We start from the raw sequence: 24,010 nt of genomic DNA on the forward strand, positions 1-24,010 counted from the left end.
CCCGGCGACCAGCCAGGCGCGGGCGCCCCACCGGTCCGGCCGGTAGCGGGTGCGCACCGAGCGCCGCCCGCCGAGCCACAGGCCGCCGAGCGCGGCGGCGAGCCCGGCGCCGAGCACGGGCAGGCCGTACGTCGTGCCGTCCGCGGTGAGCAGTCCGTACGTACCCGCGCAGACGCCCATGAGCCCGCCGAGCGTCAGGACCGCCGTTGTCCTGCGCACCCGCGCGGGCACGGCGGCGGTGCGGCCGAAGCCGCGCGCGTCCATTGCGGCGGCAAGGGCGACGGACCGCTCAAGGGCGCCCTCCAGGACCGGCAGGCCGACCTGGAGCAGCCCGCGCACCCCCTTGTCCGGGCGCCCGCGCAGCCGCCGGGCGGCCCGCAGCCGCTGGACGTCGGCGATCAGGTTCGGCGCGAACGTCATCGCCACCACGACGGCGACCCCCACCTCGTACAGCGCGCCCGGAAGGGACTTCAGGAGGCGCGCCGGGCTGGCGAGCGCGTTGGCGGCGCCGACGCAGATCAGCAGGCCGGCCAGGCGCACCCCGTCGTACAGCGCGAACACCACGCCCTCCGCGGTGACCCGGCCGCCGATGCGCACGCCCTGCGCCCAGTCGGGCAGCGGGACTTCGGGCAGCGTCACGATGAGGTGTGTGCCGGGGATCGGCGAGCCGAGCACGATCGCGAAGACCAGCCGGATGCCGATGACGATGAGGGCGAGCTTCACGAACGCGCCGTAGGACCGGGCCCAGGGCGCGGACGTGCGGCGGGCCGCGACGACGTATCCGGCGACGCCGATGAGCAGCCCGATGAGCAGCGGGTTGGTGGTGCGGGACGCGGCCGTGGCGAGGCCGAGCGCCCACAGCCACCAGGCGCCCGGGTGCAGGGCGTTGGAGCGGTGTGCCCGCGGCGCGAGGCGGCGGCGCGAGCTGTGCGGGCCGGGGGCCGGTTCGGAGCCCGCGTCATGGCCCCGGCCGGGCGCGCGACGCTCGGCACGCACACTCGCCACGCTGCCGCTGCCGCTGCCGAAGGCACGCGCCGGACGCCGTGCGCCGATCCGGCCGGGGGGATGACAGGGGCTTTCAGCCACGGCGGCGGCGGGCCTGCCAGACGGCGGCGGCACCGAGCACGACGATCGCCGCGAGCCCGGCGAGCAGCCCGACGGAGGGACCCTCGTCGCCGTCGTCGCCCTGGGGCGCGTCCGACTCCGTCTTGCCGGTCTCCTTGCCGGAGACCTGCTCGCCGCAGCCGCTCTTCGGGTAGCCGGAGATGGCGCACAGCAGGGCGTCGTTGTTGTAGCGCAGCGGCTTGGCGACGGAGGCGAGTGCCTCGGCGGTGGTGGCGCCGGAGCCGACCCGCGCGCATGCGGTGCGCCGCTTCGGGGGCGTCTCGCCGCCGGGGGCGTCACCCGGCGTGCCGAAGTCGAGGACGAGGGCGATCCGCTTGCGGCCGTCCTGGGCGGGCGTGTCCGCGCAGATCGCCTCGAAGCCGGCGGCGCCGCGCGGCTTCTCGGCGCTGCCGGAGTTGGCGGACACGGCGAACCGGAAGCCCTCCACGTCGCCGTCGTCGGGCCGGGCGATGGAGGGCCCCTGCGTCGCGTACATCCACGCGCCGTCCTTGCCCTGCTGCCAGAACGACCAGTAGCGGTAGTCGGCGGCGTGGGCGGGGGCCGCGGTGAGGAGCGCGCCGGCGAGCAGGGTCAGGAGCGCGACGAGCGACGCCCGCAAGGCGCGCGGCTTCGGCGTCCGCAAGGCACGCGGCTTCAGGGACGCGGTGAGCGGGGCGGCCACCGTGAGGCGGCCGCGCCCCGGGTGGCGCCGGCTCACAGCTGGTTCTTCTTCTTGCGGCCGCTGAGCAGGAAGCCGATGCCCGCGCCCGCGACCAGGCCGACGCCGACGATCCACCAGACGCTGATGCCGGACCCGTCGTCGTCCTTCTCGTCCTTGTCCTTCTCCTTGGCCGAGGTGGAGACGTCCGAGACCGCCTTGGGCGTCGGGCCCTGCGCGTTGAGCTGCTTCACGAGGTCGGCGCCGCCGAAGTCGCGTACGTCCATGTCGGCGGCGAGGGCCGCGAAGACGAGCTGGGAGTAGGCGGCGGGGCCGCTGTCCTTGGCCCAGGCGGCGGAGTTCTTCGACAGCCACTCGGCCGACTTCTTCGCCTGCTCCTGCTGGCCCGCGGCGGCCAGCGCGACCACCGCGTCGGCGGTGTTGCCGACGTCCGGCTGGTCCTTGGCGCCGGGCATGGCGGAGGTGAGGTGACCGGTCTTGGCGAGGGACTTCAGGAGGTAGCCCGTGCCGTTGTGCGCGGCCTGCTCGGCGGTGTCCGCCTTCGCGCACTTCGGCGCGGCGTCGGCCTTCTTGCCCTTGGCCGGGACGAGGCCCTGGCCGAGGCCGCCGAGCACGCCGGCCGCGGTGGCGTCGGCGTTCGGCGCGAGCTTGCCGGACTTGGCGTCGGCGAGGCCGAACGCGCCGCCGTCCTTGCCGCAGTCCATGGCGAGCTCGGTCAGCGCGTCCAGCGGGGACTTGCCCTTCTGGGACTTCACGGACGCCGGCTTCTCGCCGACCGCGGCGAGCGCGCCGATCACGATGCCGGTGGAGTTGGCGTCGCTGGGCAGGCCCGGGTTGTAGCCCCAGCCGCCGTCCTGGTTCTGGACGGACTTCAGCCAGTCGAGGCTCTTCTTCACCGTGTTCGACTCGTTGCCGACGGCGTGCAGCGCCTGGATGGCGGCGGCGGTGGAGTTCGAGTCGACCTGCGTCTTGGACCCGCACGGCTCGGACGCGTCCGCGCGGTACGCGGCGAAGCCGCCGCTCGCGCACTGCTGGCCGGTGAGCCAGTCGACGGCCTTCGCGGCCGGGGTGACGCCGACGGTCTTCTGCGCGAGCAGTGCGTACGACTGCCGGAACACGCCGTCGAACTGCGGGTCCTTCTTGCCGTACAGACCGGACGGCAGCGGTCCGCCGGTGGCCTTCGCCGACGGCGACGCGTCGTCGGCGAGGGCGGCCGGGGCGGTGGCGGTGCCGAGGGCGGCGACGGCCACGGCCAGGGCAGCTGCGCTGCGGCGAACGTTCATGATGCGGCGGGTGCCTCTCCCTGCGGGGAGCCGGGCGGCACGGCACGGACGGGCACCGGGCGGCTCCGGCTCCGTATACCTCGACGGTGCCGGCCATCGGCTCGTTCCGATGACGCGAGCCGGTCATGCGGCGCCCGAGGCATTCCGGCTTGCCGCACCCACGTGCGGTTTCACGGCTGCGGGTCAGCGCCGGATTCGCACCGGCTTCCCCTCGTACGCGCATGATGACGACGGGCCCACTCTACCGGCCCGTACGCCGCCCCCTCGGGCCAGGCACGGTGGGCCCCGCCGCCCCGGTGCGCTCTGGCAGGCCGTGGCCGGGCGGGCGTACGTTGGCCTCGGCCTCCGGGCACGGGAGTTGGCTCGGGGTACGCGAGTCGAGGGGAGCACGCATGGCGGGCGCGGAGACGGAACGTACCGAGGGGCCGGGGGAGCGGGGAGCAGGCGGGCCGGGAGTCCGCGAAGCGGATCGCTTCGTCGGCCCGGGCGGGCGGGACGGCGCCCGCACGTGTCTCGTCACCGGCGCCGCCTCCGGCATCGGCCGGGCCGTCGCGCGCCGCCTCGCCGCGCGGGGCGACCGCGTCATCGGAGCCGACATCGCCGACATCAAGAACGCCGGGGACACCGCGGACGCCGTGATCCAGGCCGACCTGGCCACCCCCGAGGGGCGGGCCCTGCTCGTGGAGGCGGCCGCCGAGCTGGGCGGCGGGCGCCTTGACGCGGTGGTGGCCTGTGCCGGGGTCGGCGTGTTCGACCCGGCCGCCGTGCGCGTGAACGGCTTCGGCGCCATCGCCACGCTGGCGGGGCTGCGGCCGCTGCTCGCCGCGGGCCGCGATCCGCGCGCGGTGGCCGTCGCCTCGCTGGCCGCCGTGCACGAGACCGATCCGGCGATCGTCGCCGCGGTGCTCGCGGACGACGAGGAGGCGGCGGTGGCCGCCTCGCAGGCCGCCGTCGACCGCGGCGAGGCGCGGCTCGTGTACGCCTCCGCGAAGCGGGCCCTGGTCCGCTGGGTGCGGCGGGCGGCGGTCACCGACGCGTGGGCGGGCGCCGGCATCCCGCTCAACGCGATCGCGCCCGGCATCGTCCGCACCCCGCTCAGCCGCCCCCTCCTGGAGGACCCGGAACTGCACGCGCTCACCGACGCGTCCGTCCCGATGCCGCTGCACGGCTACGCGGACCCGGCTCAGATCGCTCCGCTGATCGACCATCTGACGTCGCCGGAGAACACCCATGTCACGGGCCAGGTGGTCTTCGTCGACGGGGGAGCGGACGCGGTGCTGCGGGGCGAGGAGGGCTGGTGACGAGCTCGGTTCGCGCGCCGGACGGCTCTCAGCTCGCGCGGGCGTACGTGACGGGGTCACTGCCCGGTACGGCCTCGGCGCGCCCCAGCTTCACCAGGCGCCGCAGGTGGGCCTCCGCCTCCGACACCGCGATGTTCCGTGATCCGTAGGGGATGTCGGCCCAGGGCCTGTTCCACTCCATGCGCTCGGCGAGCTGCCAGGGGGTGCGGGGCTCGCCGAGCAGCGTGAGCAGATGCGTGAGCCGCTCCTCGTGGTGGGTGAGCAACTCCCGTACGCGGGGCCCGGCTTCGGTGAAGGCGTGCTGGTGGGCGGGCAGCACCTCGGCGACACCGAGCCGCCCGACCCGCTCCAGGGAGTCCAGGTAGTCACCGAGGGGATCGGTGACGGTCGCGTCGTCCGGGTCCTCGTACAGACCGATGTGCGGGGTGATGCCGGGCAGCAGGTGATCGCCGGAGAAGAGCCGTCCATGACCTGCGCGCCCCGCCGGATGGTCCTCCTCCAGATGCAGGCAGACGTGGCCGGGGGTGTGCCCCGGCGTCCAGATCGCGCGCAGGCGCCGGCCCGCGAGCGGAACGAGTTCGCCGGGGGTGATGGTGCGGTCGGGCAGGGCGGGGGCGAGGCCGGGGAGCCGCGGGGTGCGGCCCGCGTCGCGGGCGGCGAGCAGCGGCGCCACGTGCTCGGCGGGCGGGCGCGCCCGCGGCGGCGAGCTTGTCGGCCATGTACCCGTACCACCGCTCGGGCGCGTGCTCACGGGTGCGCCGCACCACGTCGGCGTCGGCCTCGTGCATGGCGATCCACGCCCCGGACGCGTCCCGCACCTTCGCGGAGAGCCCATGGTGATCGGGGTGGTGGTGCGTCACCAGCACCCCGTGCAGGTCCCCGACCCCGCCCCCGCACGCGGCGAGCCCCGCGACCAGCGTGTCCCACGAGCCGGGGTCGTCCCACCCGGTGTCGACGAGGACGGGACCCCGGTCGGTGTCGAGGAGGTGCACGAGGGTGTACCCGAGGGGGTTGTCGGGGATGGGCACGCGGATGCTCCATACGCCGCCGCCGTGCGCGGTGGTTCCGGTGCTGCTCGTCCGAGTCATGCGTTGCCCCCGCTCGCCGCCGAGTGGCACCCACTATAACTAGAACTGATGCTGTGTCAGATGACGCTGTAGGAAGGCGACTTGAAGCTCGGCCTACCTGCGAGCCGTCGGCAGTGGCTGGTTCGCCGCAGGCGCGCCCGAAAGGGGCGGGCACGGCGGACGATCACTACTCTGCATGGGTGCTTTCCTACGACGAGTTGACTGCATCGGAACGCGAGTTGTGGGACGCGTTCCCCGAGGGGCGCCGCGTGGACCTGCGCACGGGTGCGCCCGAGAGCGACCGCGTCGCCGGGGGTGGGCGGTGGGGGCCCGAGCGTACGGTTCGAGCCGACGTGATCGCGGCGCTGCTGCTCGGTGCCAACTCCGCGCAGCCCGGCTCGATGGCTTCCCTGACGCTCGTCGGCGCAAGGATTTCGGGCTGCCTCGACCTGGCCGGCGCACACATCAGTCACCCCTTCTGGCTTGAGGGCTGCTGGTTCGAAGAGCGCGTGAACCTCTTCGGTGCTGCAACCCGGACGATCGAGATCAGAGGCAGCCACGTGCCCGGCCTCGAAGCCGGGTCGACCCGCATCGAGGGACGCTTGGCCCTGTTCCGCTCGGTCATCGAGAGCGGTCCTGTCTCCCCTTTCCACCGAGACATCACCGCGTTGTCCCTCACCAACGCTCATGTGACGGGTGGCGTCATCCTCAACGGTGCCGAGCTGACCGCACCGGGAGGGTGTGCCGTGGCGGCCGGTGGCCTGGTCGCCGAAGGGGGTGTGTTCTGCAGGGACGGATTCGTCGCGCACGGTGAAGTGCGGCTGCTGGGGGCGCAGTTGTCGGGGGGACTCTTCATGCAGGGTGCGCGGCTGGAACGCCCGGGCCCACGCGGAGTCACCCTCACCCTGGACAACGCCGTGACGCCGACGCTCAACCTCTCCGAAGGCTTCACCGCGAACGGCACCGTGCGCCTGCGCGGCGCCAGAGTCTCGGACAACGTGACCTTCGAAGGAGCCGCCCTGAGCGGGCCACCCGACGGTGAGGGCCCGGCTCTGGTCGCCATGCACATGCAGGTCGTCGACTTCGACCTCAACCTCGCCCGGCCACCGTCCGGCACCGTGAACCTGCGGGGCGCGCAGGTGTCCTACCTCCACGACAGCGAGCACAGCTGGCCGGACGTGGTCGAGCTGGACGGGTTCGTCTACGGCTCCATCAAGATGCACCAAGCAGGCGGGCGGCGGGAGGCACTGGGGCGGCGGGACTCCGTGACCCACCGCGTGGCGTGGATACGACGCAGCCCGGGCTACAACCCTCAGCCCTATGAGCAGTTGGCGAGTTGGTACCGGAAGGCCGGCCACGACGATGACGCCCGCCGCGTGCTCCTGGCCAAACAGCGCCATCGGCGTCGAACTCTGCCCTCGGTCGCGCGTGTGTGGGGGCACCTGCTCGACGTGACCGTCGGTTATGGCTACCGCCCCTGGCTGGCCGGCGTCTGGCTCCTCGCACTGACCTTGCTGGGCACGCTGTCCTTCGGCACTCACTCCCCCAACCCGGTCAAACAAGGCGAAGGCGCCCCGTTCCGGCCCTTCGTGTACACCCTCGACCTCCTGATCCCCATCGGCGGCCTGGGCCAGCGCACGGCCTGGTACTGGCCGAACGACAGCCTCCAGTGGCTGGCATACCTGCTGATCGCCTTCGGCTGGGTGCTGACGACCGCCGTCATCGCGGGTGTCACCCGCGCCCTGCAGAAAAACTAGTGGCCGACAGCCGAGTTCAAGTGTCGCCAGCAGATGGGGGCGCATCCCAGGGGCGGGCGCCGTACCGTCCGTGGACTACTCCAACTAGAACTGGTATCAGTTCTGAAACAGCGTCAGGAACATGCCGCATCAGGAACCGGTGCCGGAACGACACGCGTCCCGCAGGAGGCAGTCAGCCATGACCGAGATCGTGGAACACGGACAGCTGTTCATCGGCGGGGAGTTGACGGAACCGCTGGGCAAGGACGTCATCGAGGTGGTCTCGCCGCACACCGGCGAGGTGTTCGCGCGGGTGCCGCACGCCGCGCCCGCCGACGTCGACCGGGCCGTCGCCGCCGCGCGTGAGGCGTTCGACGAGGGGCCCTGGCCGCGGGCGACGCTCGCGGAGCGGATCGAGGTCGTCGCGAAGATCAAGGACGGGATCGCGGCGCGGCACGAGGAGATCGCGCGGGTCATCAGCTCCGAGAACGGGACTCCGTTCACGGCGTCCGTGATGGTGCAGGCGCTGTCCGCGATGATGGTGTGGGACGCGGCGATCACCACGGCGCGGAACTTCACGTATGAAGAGGCGCGGGACGGGGCGCTCGGGAAGATCCTGGTGCGGCGCGAGCCGGTCGGGGTCGTCGCGGCCGTGGTGCCGTGGAACGTCCCGCAGTTCACCGCCGCGGCCAAGCTCGCGCCCGCGCTGCTCGCCGGATGCCCGGTGATCCTGAAGACCTCGCCCGAGGCGCCGCTCGACGCGTACATCCTCGCCGAGATCGCCGCCGGGGCCGGGCTGCCGGAAGGGGTTCTCTCGATCATCTCCGCCGACCGGGAGGTCAGTGAGTACCTGGTCGGGCATCCGGACGTCGACAAGGTCTCCTTCACCGGATCGGTCGCCGCGGGCAAGCGCGTCATGGAGGTCTGCGCGCGCAACCTCACCCGCGTCACCCTGGAACTCGGCGGCAAGTCGGCCGCCGTGATCCTGCCGGACGCCGACGCCGCGGGCGCCGTCGCCGGCATCGTGCCCTTCGCGTGGATGATCAACGGCCAGGCGTGCGTGGCCCAGACCCGCATCCTCGTCCCGCGCTCGCGCTACGACGAGTTCGCCGACGCCTTCGCCGCCGCCGCGACCGCCCTGAAGGTCGGCGACCCGATGGATCCGGCGACCGAACTCGGACCGCTGGTGGCGAAGAGGCAGCAGCGGCGGTCGCTCGACTACATCCGGATCGGGCAGGAGGAAGGGGCCAAGATCCTTGCGGGGGGCGGGCGTCCGGCCGGTCTCGACCAGGGCTGGTACGTGGAGCCGACGCTGTTCGGCGGTGTCGACAACTCCATGCGCATCGCCCGCGAGGAGATCTTCGGGCCCGTCATCTGTCTGCTGCCGTACGGCGACGACGACGAGGCCGTACGCATCGCCAACGACTCCGACTACGGGCTCAGCGGCAGCGTGTGGACCGGCGACATCGAGCGCGGCCTCGGTGTGGCGCGCCGGGTGCGGACCGGAACGTACTCCGTGAACACCTTCAGCCTCGACATGCTCGGCCCCTTCGGCGGCTACAAAAACTCAGGTCTGGGAAGGGAGTTCGGGCCCGAGGGGTACGGTGAGTACTTCGAGCACAAGATGATCCATCTGCCGGTCGGGTACGAACCCGGGGGCGCGGGGAGCGCGGAGAGCGCGGGCGAAGGGGGTAGTGCCTGATGGGTGACCGCTGGCACGTCGAGGTCGACCGGTCCGTGTGCATCGGATCCGGGATGTGCGTGAGCACCGTGCCGGACGGCTTCGCCCTGGACTCCGCACGTCAGTCGCATCCCACGCGGCCCGAGACGGATGCGGCCGAGGACATCCTGGAGGCGGCCGAGGGCTGCCCCGTGGAAGCCATCACGATCACCCTGCTCGGCAGCGGGGAAGTGGTGTTTCCGCCCGAGGACTAGCCCGAGGGCCAGCCCGAGGACTAAGGCGTGTCCTGACCGGCCCGCTCGGGCGCCGTCAGGTCGATCAGCCGGCACACCGTCTCGATGTCGATCTTGACCTGGGCGATCGAGGCACGCCCCGAGAGCCAGGTGATCAGCGCGGAGTGCCAGGTGTGCTCGATGACCCGCACCGCGGAGAGCTGCGCGGCGGTGGGCCGGCCGTCCAGGCCCATGGCGTCCAGGATGATCGCCGTGGTGAGCCGGGAGACCGTGTCCACCTCCGGGCTCACCGACCGGTCGGCGAAGGTCAGGGCGCGCACCATCGCGTCCGCCAGGTGCGGCTCGCGCTGCAGCGCGCGGAAGGCCCGCATCAGCGTCTCGGCGACCCGCTCGGCGGGGGTCTCACCGGCCGGGGGCCGCTTGCGCAGGGTGGTGTGCATGTGCTGCAGCTGGTCCTGCATGGTCGCGACCAGCAGGTGCACCTTTGACGGGAAGTAGCGGTAGAGCGTGCCGAGGGCGACGCCGGCGGCCTCCGCGACCTCCCGCATCTGGACGGCGTCGAAGCCGCCGCGGCTGGCCAGTTGGGCGCTGGCGTGCAGGATGCGGCGGCGGCGCGCCTCCTGGCGCTCGGTGAGGGGCGGCGCGGCCGGATGTGCCGTGCCCGCTCCTGCCGCCTTCGCGTCAGCTGTCATAGTCCCGTCGCCCCGCCAGTCCCGTCAGCCGTCAGTGGTCCGTCGGTTCCGTTCCGGAACCTGTTCCTGTCCATCGAGACCGCACAGCATGGCAGGGCGGCCGCCGTGGCGCGAATCACCTGATCCGGGCCTTCCGGCCCGGCTACCTGCCGGTAGATTCGACCGGGTCCGGCGATCAAGGGCGATCATCACAGGAACAAGTCTGAAACTTGTTCTAGATTACCGTCCCGGCGTAATCTCGCGGACAACTGAAGGCAGAAGGGGGCCAGAGTGACCGCTGAGGCCATGGAGGCGGGTCCCCTTCCGGGGGCGGTGCCGGGCACGTCGCCGGAGCCGCCGCACGGTACGGCGGCCGACGGCGGCCGTCCGCTGCGCGTCGCGCTCCTCACGTACAAAGGGAACCCGTTCTGCGGCGGCCAGGGTGTCTACGTACGGCATCTCTCCCGCGAGCTCGTCCGGCTCGGCCACCGCGTCGAGGTCATCGGCGCGCAGCCGTATCCCGTGCTCGACGAGGGCGACGACCTGCGCGGGCTCGGCCTGACCGAGCTGCCGAGCCTGGACCTCTACCGCTCCCCGGACCCCTTCCGCACCCCGAAGCGCGATGAGTACCGCGACTGGATCGACGCCCTCGAAGTCGCGACGATGTGGACCGGCGGCTTCCCCGAACCCGTCACCTTCAGCCTGCGCGCCCGCCGTCATCTGCGCGCCCGGCGCGGCGAGTTCGACGTCGTGCACGACAACCAGACGCTCGGGTACGGCCTCCTCGGTGACCTGGGCGCGCCGCTGGTGACGACCATCCACCACCCCATCACCGTCGACCGCCGCCTGGAGCTGGACGCCGCACCCGACTGGAAGCGGCGCGCGTCCGTGCGCAGGTGGTACGCGTTCACGCGGATGCAGAAGCGGGTGGCCCGCCGGCTGCCGTCCGTCGTCACGGTCTCCGGTACGTCGCGCCAGGAGATCGTCGACCACCTCGGCGTACGTCAGGACCGGATCAACGTCGTCCACATCGGCGCCGACACGGACCTCTTCTCGCCGGACCCCTCGGTCGCCGAGGTGCCGGGCCGGATCGTGACGACGTCGAGCGCCGACGTCCCGCTGAAGGGCCTCGTCCACCTCGTCGAGGCGCTCGCGAAGGTCCGTACGGAGAACCCGGCCGCGCACCTCGTCGTCGTCGGCAAGCGTGCCGAGGACGGGCCGGTCGCCGCGGCCATCGAGCGGTACGGGCTCGGTGGCGCCGTCGACTTCGTCAAGGGCATCACCGACGAGGAGCTCGTCGACCTGGTGCGGTCCGCGCAGATCGCCTGCGTGCCGTCGCTGTACGAGGGGTTCTCGCTGCCCGCCGCGGAGGCGATGGCCACGGGTACGCCGCTGCTCGCCACGACCGGCGGGGCGATCCCGGAGGTCGCCGGGGCCGACGGGGAGACCTGCCTCGCCGTGCCGCCCGGCGACGCGGAGGCGTTGGCCGCCGGCCTGAACCGGCTCCTCGGTGACCCGGCGCTGCGGGTCCGCCTTGGCGCGGCGGGGCGGGAGCGGGTCCTGTCCAAGTTCACCTGGGCCCGTGCGGCGGAGGGCACGGTGGCCCAGTACCGGGAGGCGATGGCCCGCTCCGCGGGCCGGGGTTCTTCCGGCCGCTCCGCGGCCCCGGGCCCTGGCCGCTCCGCGGCCCAACAAGATCCCGGTCTCACGCCCGCCCCCAAGAACCCGGCGGCCACGCCCGGCCCAGAGAAACCCGCGCCCCCGCCCGCCCCCGGGCGCACCACCCCCGAGCCCCCCGTCATGGCGCCCACGCCCGAAGGAAGCAGGACCCCGTGCTGACCGTCGACTTCACCCGTTTCCCGCTGGCCCCGGGGGACCGCGTCCTCGACCTGGGCTGCGGGGCGGGGCGGCACGCCTTCGAGTGCTATCGGCGCGGGGCCCAGGTCGTGGCGCTGGACCAGAACGGCGAGGAGATCCGCGAGGTCGCGAAGTGGTTCGCGGCGATGAAGGAGGCGGGCGAGGCCCCGGCGGGCGCGACGGCCACCGCGATGGAGGGCGACGCCCTCAACCTGCCCTTCCCGGACGAGTCGTTCGACGTCGTCATCATCTCCGAGGTGATGGAGCACATCCCGGACGACAAGGGCGTGCTCGCCGAGATGGTGCGCGTGCTCAAGCCGGGCGGCCGCATCGCGGTGACCGTCCCGCGCTACGGCCCGGAGAAGGTGTGCTGGGCGCTCAGCGACGCGTACCACGAGGTCGAGGGCGGCCACATCCGCATCTACAAGGCGGACGAACTCCTGCGGAAGATCAGGGAAGCGGGCCTCAAGCCCTACGGCAGCCACCACGCGCACGCGCTGCACTCGCCCTACTGGTGGCTGAAGTGCGCGTTCGGCGTCGACAACGACAAGGCGCTGCCCGTGCGGGCGTACCACAAGCTCCTGGTCTGGGACATCATGAAGAAGCCGCTGGCGACGAAGGTCGCCGAGCAGGCCCTCAACCCGCTGATCGGCAAGAGCTTCGTGGCGTACGCGACGAAGCCGCACCTGCCCCGCACGGCCGCCCCGGTCGCGGACTCCGACCAGAAGGCCGGGGCGTGACGATTCCCGAGCGCACCGAACACCTGGTTCTGCCGGGCGTTCTGACGGCCGATCAGGCGACGGCGACGGTCCGCGGCATCCTCGCGGTGCAGCGCGCGGACGGCGCGATCCCGTGGTTCCGGGGCCACCACCTCGACCCGTGGGACCACACCGAGGCCGCCATGGCCCTGGACGCGGCCGGCGAGCACGCGGCCGCGGCGCGCGCCTACGAGTGGCTGGCCCGGCACCAGAACCCGGACGGCTCCTGGTACGCGGCGTACGCCGACGGCGACGCGGACGCCGTCACCGACCACGGCCGCGAGACCAACTTCTGCGCGTACGTCGCCGTCGGCGTCTGGCACCACTACCTGAGCACCGGCGACGAGGCGTTCCTGGACCGTATGTGGCCGGTGGTCGTCGCGGCCGTCGAGTTCGTCCTGGCCCTCCAGCAGCCCGGCGGCCAGATCGGCTGGAAGCGCGAGCCGGACGGCACCCCCGTGCGGGACGCGCTCCTCACCGGCAGCTCCTCCATCCACCAGGCGCTGCGCTGCGCGCTCGCCCTCGCGGAGCTGCGCGACGACCCGCAGCCGGACTGGGAGCTGGCGACGGGCGCCCTCGCGCACGCGATACGCCGCCATCCCGAGCGCTTCCTCGACAAGGACCGCTACTCGATGGACTGGTACTACCCCGTCCTCGGCGGCGCGCTCACCGGCCCGGAGGCCAAGTCCCGCATCGAGGAGGGCTGGGACCGCTTCGTGGTGCCCGGCCTCGGCGTGCGCTGCGTGCACCCCAACCCGTGGGTGACCGGCGGCGAGAGCGCCGAACTCGCCCTGGCGCTCTGGGCGCTCGGCGAATCCGACCGCGCCCTGGACGTCCTCAAGTCGATCCAGCACCTGCGCGACCCGGAGTCCGGCCTGTACTGGACGGGCTACGTCTTCGAGGACGCCGCGATCTGGCCGGTCGAGCTCACGACCTGGACCGCGGGCTCCCTGCTGCTCGCGGTGGCGGCGCTCGGCGGGGACGGGGCTACGTGCGGGGTGTTCTCGGGGGCGGAACTGCCGACGGGGCTCGACCCGGACTGCTGCGGGTAGCACTCCGGGCCGGGCCGCGCTGCGGGGTCGTACCGGGCCGCGTGCGGGGTCAGTGCCGCCGCAGGCGACCCGCGACAAGGTGGCCCGCGACGGCGTACACGACCGCCGCGAGTCCGTATCCGGCGACGACGCGCGCCCAGTGCTCGTCGAACGTGAACAGGTCGTGCGACCAGCCCGCGAGCCAGCGGGCCGCGTCGTGCACGACCTGCACCAGGTCGTTGGCGCGGTTCGCGTCGAGGAGATCCATCAGGATCCACAGGGCGAGGATGACGGCCATCACGTCCGCGACGAGCACGATGACCTTCGCCGCTCCGTCGCTGCCTTTGGTGGTGCCTCGTGGGTGTCGGGGGGACATGAGGGGCGGGTACCGGGGTGCGGTCGGTTGAAACGCGTAGGGGGGGTGGGGGTCCCGGCTGGGAGCTCCCCAATCCCGCCCCTTCCCGTGGGAAGGGGCGGGATTGGGGAGCCTCCCGGCAGGGACCCAGCCACCCCCCACTACCTGACACCCCCTCATTCCCCCCTGGTTCACGCGGAGTTACCCACTCCGTGGGGCAAACTTCGCCGCCGTCGCTGATGATCCTGCCCCCGCCACAGGCAGGAGCCCCCGGTGCCAGACGCCAGACGACCCCCCACCGAAGAACCCCGCCTGACCACCCGCCGCCCCGCCCGCCGAAGGCACCGCTACCCCCGCCACGTCGTGGCGGCGATGCCCCTGGCCCTCGCGGGCCTCCTCGCGCTCCTGGTCTCGGGCAACACCCTGCGCCCCTTCGAGCGGGTCACGACGATCGACGGCAAGATGGCGTCGAAGTCGGACTACTTCAAGGACCCGGAGGTCCAGCGGCTGCTGCTGAAGCACGGGATCAGGGTGGACATACACCGCCTCGGCTCACGCGGCATCGCGACGCAGTCGCTGCGGGGCATGGACGTGGTGTTCCCGTCGGGCCAGCCCGCGGCGCGGCTCATCATGCGCCAGCAGCAGCGCTCGGTGCGCACGGCGAGGCCGTTCGTGACGCCGCTGGTGCTCGGTACGTTCAGGGACTACGCGAAGACGCTGGTGGCGGCAGGCGTGGCGCGCCCGCAGCGGGCCCCGGGCGGCGGCGAGACGCTGTACTACGACCTCGACATGAAGAACTTCCTGAAGCTGATCGAGGATCAGAAGACCTGGAACGGCATCGACTTCGACGAGCACACCGACCGCAGCAACGCCGGCCGCGTCCTCGTCCGCACCTCCAGCGTCTGCGAATCCAACTCGGCGGGCACGTACTTGAGCATCCTCGCGTTCGTGAAGAACGGAAATCAGGCACCGGGAACGGAGCGCGGGCGGCACCGGCGGGCGGGGGTGGGCGGCCCCGCCGCCGACCCGGTCCTCGACGTCGCCGAGCAGGTCAAGCCGCTGATCAACCTCCAGGGCATGGCATCCGACGAGCAGGCCGACAGCTACTTCTCCGACGAGGGCGAGTCCATCGCGCCGGTCTCGCTCATCTATGAGCACCAGTTCCTCAAGCACCAGGTGGACCACCAGAAGAAGCGCGGCAAGCAGGACAGCAGGCGTGTTCTCCTCTACCCGTCCCCGCACGCCCTCACCGAGCCCGAACTCATCTCCCTCGGCGAGCGGGGCGACCGCCTCACCGACCTGATGGAGTCCGACGCCGCCCTGCGCAGGCGCGCCATCGAGCTGGGCTTCCGGGTCCGGTTCTCCGGCGAGGACGGGACGAGCGAGCAGCTGAACGCGTATCTGCGCGAGCACGACGTGCAGGTGCCGACGCCGAACCCGGACCAGACGAAGGTGGACGCCCCCGACCTGAACGCGCTGGAGCGGATCATCAACCACGTGGGCTCCTGCCCGCCCGCGGGACGGGACGACGGCGAGTGAGGCCGCGCCGCCGGGAGCCGGTCCTCGCGCTCTGCCTGCTCCTCCTCGCCGCCACCATGCTCACCGCCTGCACCAAGGACAAGGACCACCGCACCCTGCGCGTCCTCGCCAGCCCCGAACTCGCGGACGTGGAACCGCTGTTGAAGGATCTGGAGGACGACACCGGCGTCGAGCTGAAGCTGGACTACAAGGCCACCGCCGACCTCTCCGGGCCGCTCGGCTCCTACGACCTCGCCTGGCCCGCCTCCGACCGCTCGTATCTGCTGCGGCTGCAGGAGCGGGGGGAGCGGGCCGCCCGGCCCGAATCCACGGCGATCATGCGCTCGCCGGTGGTCGTGGGCCTGACCCGCGCGGTCGCGGACCGGCTGCGCCGCGGCGTCCCCGGTGGCCGGCTGTCCTGGGCGGACATCGCCGACGCCGCCGCCGACGGCACCCTGCGCTTCGGCATGGCCGACCCGCGCCGCAGTGACACCGGCCGCGCCGCCCTCGTGGGCGTGGCCACCGCCGCGGCGGGCACCGGCGGCGCGCTGCGCACCCAGGACGTGTCCTGCGACCGGCTGCGCGGCTTCCGCTCCGGCCAGACCCTCACCGGCGCCAGTTCCCGCGAGCTGATCGACGGCTACGTACGCCGCCAGAGCGCCGCCGACGCGCTCATCGCGCACGAGTCGGAGCTGCTCACCCTGAACGCGAGCGGGAAGATCGGGCAGCCCCTGGAGATCGTCCATCCCGAGGACGGCATGGTGCTGTCCGACTTCCCGCTGATGCTGCTCGACGCCGGCGAGCACAAGGCGTACCGCAAGGCCGTCGACTGGCTGCGGCGTGACGACGTACAGAAGAAGCTGATGGAGCGGACCTGGCGGCGGCCCGTCGGCCCGGACGTGCCACGGCCCGCGAAGCTGCGCGCGGAGATCGGCAACGCGCTGTCCTACCCCGACCAACCGGCCGTCGTCCAGCGGCTGATGGAGAACTATGGCGCGCCGGGAAACGGCCGTGCCGCCGCCGGTGACCACGTCGTGTTCCTGCTCGACTTCTCCACGTCGATGCGGGGGCGGCGGATGGCGGACCTGCGCGCGGCCTTCGCCGACCTGAGCGGCGCGGACCCGACGGCGACGGGCAAGTTCGCCCGCTTCTACCGGGGCGAGCGGCTCACGGTGGTGCGGTTCGCGGGCCGGGTGCTACAGGAACGCACCGTGACGGTGCGCGGGGACAGGGACCTGAAGTCCCTCAACTCCTTTGTGGGAGAGGGGCAGTTCGGGGACGACACCGCCGTGTGGTCGGCGCTCGGGCGCGGATACGACATCGCCGCCGACGCCGTCGCCGAGCACCCCGGCCGCCCGCTCTCCCTCGTGCTGATGACGGACGGCGAGAACAACGCGGGCCTCTCGTACCGGGAGTTCACCCGGCGGCACGCCAAGCTCGGGGGTGCCGCGCGGGCGGTGCCCACCTTCCCCGTCCACTTCGGCGAAGCCGACGCCGACGCGCTGCGGCGGGCCGCGCTGCGGCGGGCCGCCGACGCGACCGGCGGGCGCATGGTGGACGCCAACTCCTCTTCCCTCTCCCAGGCGTTCAAGGAGATCCGTGGGTGTCGTTGACGGCAAGTGGTGGGGCCTGTGGTGGCCGTGGATGACGGTCTGGCTGGCCACGGCGGTGTGCGTGGGCGTGCTCGCGCGGTACGCCGTCATGCGGTGGGCGTTCGGGCGGCCGGTGCGCGGGCGCGCGGCACGGCGCCGCCGCACCTTCCACGGCATGTGCTTCTACCTGCACGAACAGCGCGTCATGGACCTCTACCAGACGGGCGGCTTCTCGGCGGCCCTGGAGCAGGAGGTGGCCGACCGCACGAACGTGACGTCCGGCTTCGGCCTCTGGGCCAAGTTCACCGGCGCGGCGGGCGGCAAGGCGCACCGGGACGTGACGAAGGAGCGCTTCACCACCTACGTCCAGCAGAACACCCCGATCACCGTCATCGGCCTGCTCATGGACACGATGCGGCGCGAGGACGCCGTCGTGCACGCCGACCTCACCACCGGCCGGCTCGTCCCCAACCGCTCCCTCGCCGACGCCCTGCGCGACAGCGACGACGACCGGGTGGCGCTGAGCGCCGTCATGTCCGAGTTCGTCTCCGTGACCGGCCGCTTCACGGCCCGCCGCGTCGGCGGCGACGAGGTCGTCCTGCGCGCCCGCTACGGCACGGGCGACCCGCCCGCCCACGTCCGCATCACCTGTGCCGCCGACGGCATCCGCGAGGAGTTCCTGCACGAGGACGACTACTTCAGCGGCGAGTTCCAGGCCCGCTGCCTGGGCAAGGTGCGCACCTGGAACCGGGCGGCGGGGGAGCTGACGGTGGACGCGGTGGCGATCTTCCGCTGAGGCCGGGCCCGGGGCTGGGGCCGGTCCGGGCCGGTCTGCCCCGGTCCGGCTATGTGTTGAGGTCGGCGAGCGTGCGCAGCGTGTGCGGGTCGGTGGCGAGCACCAGCAGGTCCGTCACCGGCCCCTTGCGCCACAGCTCAAGGCGTTCCGCGACGCGCCCGCGCGGCCCGACCAGCGAGATCTCGTCGGCGAACGCGTCCGGCACGGCGAGCACGGCCTCCTCGCGGCGCCCCGCCAGGAACAGCTCCTGAACGCGCCGCGCCTCGTCCTCGTACCCCATCCGCCCCATCAGGTCGGCGTGGAAGTTCCGGGCGGCGTGCCCCATGCCGCCGATGTAGAACCCGAGCATGGCCTTGACCGGCAGCAGCCCCTCGCGCACGTCGTCGCACACGGTGGCCCGCACCAGCGGCGCCACCATGAACCCCTCCCGCAGGCCGTCGCCGAGCGACGCCTCGTACACGTCCGTCCGCGTCGGCGACCAGTACAGCGGCAGCCAGCCGTCCGCGATCCGCGCGGTCTGCGCGACGTTCTTGGGGCCCTCGGCGCCGAGCAGGACGGGCAGATCGGCGCGCAGCGGATGCGTGATCGACTTGAGCGGCTTGCCGAGCCCGGTCCCGTCGTCGCCCCGGTACGGCAGCGGATGGAACCGCCCGTCGAGGGCCACGGGGGACTCCCGCCGCAGCACCTGCCGTACGACGTCGACGTACTCCCGCGTCGCGGTGAGCGGCGACTTGGGGAACGGCCTGCCGTACCAGCCCTCCACCACCTGCGGTCCCGAGAGCCCGAGGCCGAGCAGCACGCGGCCGCCCGAGAGGTGGTCGAGGGTGAGGGCGTGCATGGCGGTGGTGGTGGGGGAGCGGGCCGCCATCTGCGCCACCGCGGTGCCGAGGCGGATCCGCGAGGTGTGGGCGGCGATCCAGGTGAGCGCCGTGAACGCGTCCGACCCCCAGGCTTCGGCCGTCCACACGGAGTCGTACCCGAGCCGCTCCGCCTCCCGTGCCAGCGCGAGCCGCCCGGGGTCGGGGCCGCGCCCCCAGTATCCGAGTGCAAGCCCGAGCCGCATGCGCGTCCTCCTCGCCACGTACCGAACTGACGCTACGTCAGATGCGCGTCGCCGCAGGACTGTACGGCAACGGCCCCCCGCCCGGAAGGGCGAGGGGCCGTATGTACGAGGTGTACGGCGGAGAGATCAGCCGCGCTGGATCCCCGTGGTGTCCTGCAGCACGCCGCGGCGGCCGTCCTGCGTCTGCGCCACCAGGCTCTGGCCGCGCTGCTCCACGGCCAAGTACCAGGTGCCGGGGGCCAGTTCGGCGATCGGGGTCGGCGAGCCGTCCTCCGGGTACAGCGGACGCGGCGAACCAGAACGGCGAGAAGTCCGCGGCCGGAGCCCCGGCCTGCTGCGCCTGCGCGGGCGGCGGGGTCTGGCCGCCGGCCGCCGGCTGACCGCCGAAGGACTGCTGCGGCTGGCCCGGCTGGGCGCCGTAGGGCTGACCCGGCTGGCCGGGCTGACCGGCCTGCGCGCCCGGGTAGCCGTAGCCGCCGCCCTGCGGCTGGCCGCCGTAGGGCTGGGGGGCCGGGCGCGGGGCGCCGCCCGCGAGGGGGGCCTTGAGCGCGGGGACGATCAGCGTGGCCACCGCGGCACCGGCCATGACCAGCGTGGCGATCAGGCCGAGGATCAGGCCCATGCCGGCTTCCGGGCCTTCCCCGCCGCCACCGAAGCCGCCCGCCTCGAAGAGGAAGCCGAAGGACTGGTCCACGTCGAAGATCGCGCCGAGCGAGCTCCAGGCGGCGGCAATGGTGAAGACGACGCCGACCTGTCCCAAGTCAAGGCCGACGACCTTGCGCTGCTGTCCCATGCCGCGGCCCACGATGATGAGCGCGGCGCCGATGACGCCGAGCAGGTACACGCTCATCAGCAGGTTGCCGTTGTCCCAAGCGGTGGGCAGCTTGTCGCTGTCGGCGCCGTCGGAGTCAAAGGTGTCGAGGAACGAGGCGATGAAGAGCAACACCGCTGCTCCGATCACCACGCCGTCGCCTCGAGTGAGGGAGCGGAAATTCACTTCAGGTCCTTCGTCAGTCGTCTCGTTGGTGGAGGCGTCGCTGTCGCCGTATGCGCGGTCGTGTCGCGTTGCGCGAAGCGCGGGGGTGGCCCCTCATCGTACGGAGGACACTATCGCTCGCTCGGGCGGGGTGTCTGCTTGAGATAAAGATCGTCACGCAGCGAAGATCTGCCAGTTGCCGTCCCGTGACGCGGCGGGTGCCTCGTTCCGTGACGTGCGGGGACATACCTACCCGCACTACTCCCGCAGGAAGCTCTCGATGCCGTCCGACAGGCCCTCGGCCGCCTTCTGGCGCCAGGTGCCGCTGGTCAGCAGGGCCTCGTCCTTGGGGTCACGCATGTTGCCGCACTCGATGAACACCTTGGGAACCTTGGACAGGTTGAGGCCGCCGAGGTCGCGGCGGACGACGAGGCCGGTGCGGTCGCCCACGTAGTTGGAGGGGGCGCTCCCCGTGGCGCTCACGAACCTGCCCGCGATGCGGACGCCCAGTTCGCGGGACGGGCCGACGATCGCGGAGGTGTCCGCGGCGCCGCCCTTCACGGAGGCGGGCAGGATGACGTGGAAGCCGCGGTTGCCGACGGCCGAACCGTCGGCGTGCAGGGAGACCACGGCGTCGGCCCGCGCCTCGTTGCCGATGCGGGCGCGCTCGTCGACGCACGGGCCGAAGGGGCGGTCGTTGTCGTGCGTGAAGCGGACGGTGGCGCCCTGTTTGTGCAGGAGGTCGCGCAGGCGGTGGGCGAGGTCCAGGGTGAACCGGGCTTCCGTGTAACCGTTGTTGGTGGACGTGCCCGTGGTGTCGCATTCCTTGGAGTTCGTGCCGATGTCCACCTGGCGGTTGATCTCGGCGGTGTGCTTGAAGTTCCCCGGGTTGTGCCCGGGGTCCACCACGACGACCTTGCCCTTGAGGGGGCCGGAGGCGGCGGGGCGGCCGCCCGAGTCCTTCGTGGGGTCGGCGGACGGCTTGGGATCGTCGGCGGCGGGCTTGGACTTCGACGGCTCGGCCGGCTTGCCGGACCTGCTCGCGTCCGCGCTCGGCTTCGAGGGCGAGCCCTGCTCCGAGCGGCTCGCGGACGGCAGCGTTCTGGCCGGTTTGCCGCTCTCGGAATCGCTCGCGGAGTCCCAGATGAGATAGCCGGCGAGACCGCCGGGCACCAGTACGGCGAGGGTGACCGCGAGCGGGCGGCCGCCGCGGAAGCGGCGGGGCGGGCGCGGTGGATGACTGTCCGGACCTACGTACGACACGGGGCGAGCCTATAGGCGCCGTCAGTCAGGTGCGCCGGTTCGGCGCAGGACACGCAGCGAGTCCGTGGCCGAGACCTCCGTGAAGGCCCCGGATTCCAGAGCCCGGAGGTAGATCCGGTACGGCGCCTGCCCGGTCCACTCGTCCACCGGATCGGGGAACACGTCGTGGATGACGAGCAGCCCGCCCTCGGCGACGTGCGGCGCCCACCCCTCGTAGTCCGCGCCCGCGTGCTCGTCGGTGTGGCCGCCGTCGATGAAGACCAGCGCGAGCGGGCTCTGCCACAGCGCCGCCACCTGCGGGGAGCGGCCCACGACCGCGATGACGTGGTCCTCCAGACCGGCCCGGTGCAGCGTCCTGCGGAACGTCGGCAGCGTGTCCATGCGGCCGATCTCGGGGTCGACGGTGTCCGGGTCGTGGTAGTCCCAGCCGGGCTGCTGCTCCTCGCTGCCCCGGTGGTGGTCGACCGTGATCACACTCACGCCCGCGGCGCGGGCCGCGTCCGCGAGCAGGATCGTGGAGCGGCCGCAGTACGTCCCCACCTCCAGGAGGGGCAGCCCGAGCGCGGCCGCATCGGCCGCCGCCGCGTACAGGGCGAGGCCCTCCTTCACGGGCATGAAGCCCTTGGCGGCCTCGAAGGCGTCGAGTACGTCCGGGGCGGGCTCGGCGGCCATGGGGGTTCCTCCTCGGTGCGGGCCCGCGAATCCGGGACGTGCGGGCGCCTCATCGTGCACCACACCCCCGTCACGGGGGTGATGGGGGTCGTGACGGGGGTGTGGTGGTCCGGGGGAACGGCCTCAGGCCAGGATTTCGCTGTCGCCCGGAAGGGCGAGGTCCACCTCCACCGGCCGCTCCCCGCCCCGGTACGCGGCCGACGTGGCGTGCGGCGCGTGCCCCGGGGCCGTCGCGGCGAGCACGTAGGAGCCGTCGGCGGGGACGCCGAGGGCGTAGCGCCCCTCGCCGTCCGTCAGCGCGGCGCCCGCCTGGCGGCCCCGGTGGTCGATCAGCGTGACCTTGGCGCGGGCGAGCGGCGCGCCCGACGGGGCGAGCACCCGCCCCCGGAAGCCGCCGAGCGCCCGCGTCGCGCGCTCGATGTGGGCGTCCTCCTCGCTGCTGGCCCGCAGCTGCGGCTGCTGCTCGGCCGGGGCCCGGCCGCGGCCCGGCAGGAACAGCGCGAGCAGCAGACCGACCGCGACCGCGCCGGTGGCGATGAGGAAGGAGGTGCGGAAGCCCTCCATGGTGGGTACGTCGACGGGGCCCGCGTGCGTCGCGGTGTTGGCGAGCACCATGCCGATCACGGCACTCGACACCGACGTACCGATGGACCGCATCAGGGTGTTCAGGCCGTTGGCCGCGCCCGTCTCGGACGGGTCGACGGCGCCGATGATCAGCGCGGGCAGCGAGGAGTAGGCGAGGCCGATGCCGGCGCCGACGATCACCGAGATGACGATGGTCTGCCAGGCGGCGCTCATCAGGCCGAGGCCCGCGCCGTAGCCGATCGCGATGATCAGCAGGCCGAGGATCAGGGTGACCTTCGGGCCGTACGTCGCCGAGAGGCGCGCGTACACCGGCGCGGTGAACATCATCGTCAGGCCGAGCGGCGCCACGCACAGGCCCGCGACGACCATGGACTGGCCGAGGCCGTAGCCGGTGGACTCGGGCAGCTGGAGGAGCTGCGGCAGGACCAGGGAGATGGCGTAGAAGGCGACGCCGACCATGATCGAGGCGAGGTTGGTGAGCAGTACCTCGCGCCGCGCGGTGGTGCGCAGGTCGACCAGCGGGGCCTTCAGGCGCAGCTCCAGCACGCCCCACAGGACGAGCACGACGGCCGAGGCCGCGAAAAGGCCGAGGGTCAGGCCCGAACTCCAGCCCCAGTCGCTGCCCTTGGTGATGGGCAGCAGGAACAGCACGAGTCCGGCGGACAGGCCGAGGGCGCCGAGCGCGTCGAACGTGCCCGGGGCGCGCAGCGGGCTCTCCGGTACGAAGAAGACGATGAGCAGCATCGCGACCACGCCGAGGCCCGCGGCGCCGAAGAACAGCGCGTGCCAGTCGGTGTGCTGGGCGACCAGGGCGGCGACCGGCAGGCCGAGGCCGCCGCCGACGCCCACGGACGAGCTCATCAGGGCCATCGCGGAGCCGAGCTTCTCGCGCGGCAGCTCGTCCCGCATCAGGCCGATGCCGAGGGGGATCGCGCCCATCGCGAAGCCCTGCAGCGCGCGGCCGACGATCATCACGAGCAGGTCGTCGGTGAACGCGGAGATCAGCGAGCCGACGACCATCACGGCCAGGCTGCTGAGCAGCATCCTCCGCTTGCCGAACAGGTCGCCGAGGCGGCCCATGATCGGGGTGGCGACGGCGCCCGCGAGCAGGGTCGACGTCATGACCCAGGTGGCGTTGGACGGTTCGGTGCCGAGCAGGGCCGGCAGATCCTTGATGACGGGGACGAGCAGCGTCTGCATGACGGCGACGACGATGCCCGCGAAGGCGAGGACGGGGACGACACCGCCGGTGCCACGCGCTGCGCGGTCACCGCGGGGGTGGGTCGTCGCTTGGGACATGGGGGTGCGGCCTCCGGGACGGCTGGTGCGGGTGGGGCACCCGCAGGTACATGCAGGATGAACCTGTATCCCGGGGCGACTATTCCGACGTCCGTCGAACCAGAGAAACTCTTGAACCTCTTGACCTTCCATTGACCCCGGCCGCCCGCCCCGGGCCACGACCTGACCTTCCGTCAGATTGGAACGTGTTCTAGTCTGTCGCCGTTCCGGCAGCGGCTACCGGCAGGGGTGCGCATGGGTATCGGAATCACGCCAGAACAGCGGGAGTTGGCCGCGGCGGTGCGCGGCCTGCTCGCCCGTGAGGTGCCGCCCGAGGCGGTGCGCAAGCTGCTCGACGCCCCGCCCGGCGCCGGCGGCGGGCCCGCCCACTGGGACGGCCTGGCCGCGCAGGGCCTGCTCGGCGTCCACCTCCCCGAGGAGTACGGCGGCGGGGGCGGCGGCCTGCTCGACCTCGCCGTGGTCCTGGAGGAGGCCGCGCGGGCGGCGCTCC

At 72.8% G+C, this 24,010-nt stretch carries 20 protein-coding genes, 2 pseudogenes and 1 riboswitch; of the genes and pseudogenes, 11 read left to right on the forward strand and 11 right to left on the reverse strand.

The window, feature by feature from the left end:
• From STRAU_RS16390 to STRAU_RS16400, 3 genes are all read right to left on the reverse strand, one after another.
• Positions 1 to 882, reverse strand: an 882-nt coding sequence (locus STRAU_RS16390; protein ID WP_037659887.1) for an energy-coupling factor transporter transmembrane component T, incomplete at its 3' end; no start/stop codon positions are given.
• A gap of 196 nt (positions 883 to 1,078) precedes the next feature.
• Complete coding sequence (locus tag STRAU_RS16395; protein ID WP_052029115.1) at positions 1,079 to 1,747, reverse strand: SCO2322 family protein; 669 nt, start codon at positions 1,745 to 1,747, stop codon at positions 1,079 to 1,081.
• Positions 1,748 to 1,818: 71 nt separating this feature from the next.
• Positions 1,819 to 3,066 (reverse strand): prenyltransferase/squalene oxidase repeat-containing protein, encoded by a 1,248-nt coding sequence (locus STRAU_RS16400; RefSeq protein ID WP_037659879.1) that lies wholly within the window; start codon positions 3,064 to 3,066, stop codon positions 1,819 to 1,821.
• A 138-nt stretch (positions 3,067 to 3,204) separates the two neighbouring features.
• Positions 3,205 to 3,276, reverse strand: a riboswitch (cobalamin riboswitch).
• Positions 3,277 to 3,458: 182 nt separating this feature from the next.
• On the opposite strand from STRAU_RS16400, the gene STRAU_RS16405 reads away from it, so the two are divergent.
• Positions 3,459 to 4,367 (forward strand): SDR family oxidoreductase, encoded by a 909-nt coding sequence (locus STRAU_RS16405; protein ID WP_016641452.1) that lies wholly within the window; start codon positions 3,459 to 3,461, stop codon positions 4,365 to 4,367.
• 28 nt (positions 4,368 to 4,395) lie between these two features.
• Here the strand turns inward: STRAU_RS16405 and STRAU_RS16410 are convergent.
• Positions 4,396 to 5,455, reverse strand: a pseudogene (locus STRAU_RS16410) (MBL fold metallo-hydrolase).
• 179 nt (positions 5,456 to 5,634) lie between these two features.
• On the opposite strand from STRAU_RS16410, the gene STRAU_RS16415 reads away from it, so the two are divergent.
• The 3 genes from STRAU_RS16415 to STRAU_RS16425 all read left to right on the forward strand — a co-directional run bounded on the left by STRAU_RS16415 (position 5,635) and on the right by STRAU_RS16425 (position 9,105).
• Positions 5,635 to 7,191 carry a hypothetical protein gene (locus STRAU_RS16415; protein WP_016641454.1) on the forward strand — a complete coding sequence of 519 codons (1,557 nt, stop codon included), beginning with the start codon at positions 5,635 to 5,637 and terminating at the stop codon, positions 7,189 to 7,191.
• A gap of 178 nt (positions 7,192 to 7,369) precedes the next feature.
• Positions 7,370 to 8,872, forward strand: a complete 1,503-nt coding sequence (locus tag STRAU_RS16420; RefSeq protein ID WP_016641455.1) for an aldehyde dehydrogenase — start codon at positions 7,370 to 7,372, stop codon at positions 8,870 to 8,872.
• Positions 8,872 to 9,105, forward strand: coding sequence for a ferredoxin (locus STRAU_RS16425; RefSeq protein WP_016641456.1), 234 nt, complete (start codon positions 8,872 to 8,874; stop codon positions 9,103 to 9,105). Before STRAU_RS16420 ends, STRAU_RS16425 begins: the two co-directional genes overlap by 1 nt.
• Positions 9,106 to 9,125: 20 nt before the next feature.
• Here the strand turns inward: STRAU_RS16425 and STRAU_RS16430 are convergent, their stop codons facing one another.
• Positions 9,126 to 9,776: a TetR family transcriptional regulator gene (locus tag STRAU_RS16430; protein WP_016641457.1), complete on the reverse strand. Its 651-nt coding sequence runs from the start codon at positions 9,774 to 9,776 to the stop codon at positions 9,126 to 9,128.
• Positions 9,777 to 10,046: 270 nt separating this feature from the next.
• Between STRAU_RS16430 and STRAU_RS16435 the strand changes: the two genes are divergently transcribed.
• From STRAU_RS16435 to STRAU_RS16445, 3 genes are read left to right on the forward strand one after another with little or no spacing between them, the layout of a single operon-like run.
• Positions 10,047 to 11,594 (forward strand): glycosyltransferase family 4 protein, encoded by a 1,548-nt coding sequence (locus tag STRAU_RS16435; RefSeq protein ID WP_016641458.1) that lies wholly within the window; start codon positions 10,047 to 10,049, stop codon positions 11,592 to 11,594.
• Positions 11,588 to 12,352: a class I SAM-dependent methyltransferase gene (locus tag STRAU_RS16440; protein ID WP_016641459.1), complete on the forward strand. Its 765-nt coding sequence runs from the start codon at positions 11,588 to 11,590 to the stop codon at positions 12,350 to 12,352. Before STRAU_RS16435 ends, STRAU_RS16440 begins: the two co-directional genes overlap by 7 nt.
• On the forward strand, positions 12,349 to 13,422 hold the full coding sequence (locus STRAU_RS16445) for a prenyltransferase/squalene oxidase repeat-containing protein (protein ID WP_016641460.1): 1,074 nt from the start codon (positions 12,349 to 12,351) through the stop codon (positions 13,420 to 13,422). Before STRAU_RS16440 ends, STRAU_RS16445 begins: the two co-directional genes overlap by 4 nt.
• Before the next feature lie 49 nt (positions 13,423 to 13,471).
• On the opposite strand, the gene STRAU_RS16450 is transcribed toward STRAU_RS16445, so the two are convergent.
• Positions 13,472 to 13,777 carry a hypothetical protein gene (locus STRAU_RS16450; protein WP_037659881.1) on the reverse strand — a complete coding sequence of 102 codons (306 nt, stop codon included), beginning with the start codon at positions 13,775 to 13,777 and terminating at the stop codon, positions 13,472 to 13,474.
• Positions 13,778 to 14,029: 252 nt separating this feature from the next.
• Here STRAU_RS16450 and STRAU_RS16455 point away from each other — a divergent pair, with 252 nt between their 5' ends.
• Genes STRAU_RS16455 through STRAU_RS16465 form a run of 3 tightly spaced genes read left to right on the forward strand, consistent with a single transcriptional unit; the run spans position 14,030 to position 17,662 of the window.
• Positions 14,030 to 15,295, forward strand: a complete 1,266-nt coding sequence (locus STRAU_RS16455; protein ID WP_259299921.1) for a hypothetical protein — start codon at positions 14,030 to 14,032, stop codon at positions 15,293 to 15,295.
• Positions 15,292 to 16,887, forward strand: coding sequence for a vWA domain-containing protein (locus tag STRAU_RS16460; protein ID WP_016641463.1), 1,596 nt, complete (start codon positions 15,292 to 15,294; stop codon positions 16,885 to 16,887). The genes STRAU_RS16455 and STRAU_RS16460 overlap by 4 nt, the downstream gene beginning before the upstream one ends.
• A complete protein-coding gene (locus tag STRAU_RS16465) occupies positions 16,874 to 17,662 on the forward strand; it encodes a hypothetical protein (protein WP_016641464.1) in 789 nt (262 codons plus the stop codon). The genes STRAU_RS16460 and STRAU_RS16465 overlap by 14 nt, the downstream gene beginning before the upstream one ends.
• A gap of 49 nt (positions 17,663 to 17,711) precedes the next feature.
• Here STRAU_RS16465 and STRAU_RS16470 read toward each other — a convergent pair whose 3' ends face one another.
• The 5 genes and pseudogenes from STRAU_RS16470 to STRAU_RS16490 form a co-directional block, all read right to left on the reverse strand.
• Positions 17,712 to 18,725, reverse strand: coding sequence for an LLM class F420-dependent oxidoreductase (locus tag STRAU_RS16470; RefSeq protein ID WP_016641465.1), 1,014 nt, complete (start codon positions 18,723 to 18,725; stop codon positions 17,712 to 17,714).
• 126 nt (positions 18,726 to 18,851) lie between these two features.
• A pseudogene (locus STRAU_RS16475) lies at positions 18,852 to 19,722 on the reverse strand (hypothetical protein).
• Positions 19,723 to 19,959: 237 nt separating this feature from the next.
• Complete coding sequence (locus tag STRAU_RS16480) at positions 19,960 to 20,964, reverse strand: N-acetylmuramoyl-L-alanine amidase (protein WP_016641467.1); 1,005 nt, start codon at positions 20,962 to 20,964, stop codon at positions 19,960 to 19,962.
• Between the two features lie 21 nt (positions 20,965 to 20,985).
• On the reverse strand, positions 20,986 to 21,636 hold the full coding sequence (locus tag STRAU_RS16485) for a class I SAM-dependent methyltransferase (RefSeq protein ID WP_016641468.1): 651 nt from the start codon (positions 21,634 to 21,636) through the stop codon (positions 20,986 to 20,988).
• Positions 21,637 to 21,759: 123 nt separating this feature from the next.
• Complete coding sequence (locus tag STRAU_RS16490) at positions 21,760 to 23,520, reverse strand: MFS transporter (protein ID WP_016641470.1); 1,761 nt, start codon at positions 23,518 to 23,520, stop codon at positions 21,760 to 21,762.
• A 234-nt stretch (positions 23,521 to 23,754) separates the two neighbouring features.
• Here STRAU_RS16490 and STRAU_RS16495 point away from each other — a divergent pair.
• Positions 23,755 to 24,010: acyl-CoA dehydrogenase family protein (locus tag STRAU_RS16495; protein WP_162473223.1), on the forward strand; the 256-nt coding region annotated here is incomplete at its 3' end.

Source organism: Streptomyces aurantiacus JA 4570, assembly GCF_000414115.1.
Lineage (GTDB): Bacteria > Actinomycetota > Actinomycetes > Streptomycetales > Streptomycetaceae > Streptomyces > Streptomyces aurantiacus_A.

What these genes read in the sequence shown, in the direction of transcription:
- STRAU_RS16400 (WP_037659879.1), bottom strand. Translation starts at nt 3,066, where the DNA reads ATGAACGTTCGCCGCAGCGCAGCTGCCCTGGCCGTGGCCGTCGCCGCC.
- STRAU_RS16405 (WP_016641452.1), top strand. Translation starts at nt 3,459, where the DNA reads ATGGCGGGCGCGGAGACGGAACGTACCGAGGGGCCGGGGGAGCGGGGA.
- STRAU_RS16420 (WP_016641455.1), top strand. Translation starts at nt 7,370, where the DNA reads ATGACCGAGATCGTGGAACACGGACAGCTGTTCATCGGCGGGGAGTTG.
- STRAU_RS16425 (WP_016641456.1), top strand. Translation starts at nt 8,872, where the DNA reads ATGGGTGACCGCTGGCACGTCGAGGTCGACCGGTCCGTGTGCATCGGA.
- STRAU_RS16430 (WP_016641457.1), bottom strand. Translation starts at nt 9,776, where the DNA reads ATGACAGCTGACGCGAAGGCGGCAGGAGCGGGCACGGCACATCCGGCC.
- STRAU_RS16450 (WP_037659881.1), bottom strand. Translation starts at nt 13,777, where the DNA reads ATGTCCCCCCGACACCCACGAGGCACCACCAAAGGCAGCGACGGAGCG.
- STRAU_RS16470 (WP_016641465.1), bottom strand. Translation starts at nt 18,725, where the DNA reads ATGCGGCTCGGGCTTGCACTCGGATACTGGGGGCGCGGCCCCGACCCC.
- STRAU_RS16485 (WP_016641468.1), bottom strand. Translation starts at nt 21,636, where the DNA reads ATGGCCGCCGAGCCCGCCCCGGACGTACTCGACGCCTTCGAGGCCGCC.
- STRAU_RS16490 (WP_016641470.1), bottom strand. Translation starts at nt 23,520, where the DNA reads ATGTCCCAAGCGACGACCCACCCCCGCGGTGACCGCGCAGCGCGTGGC.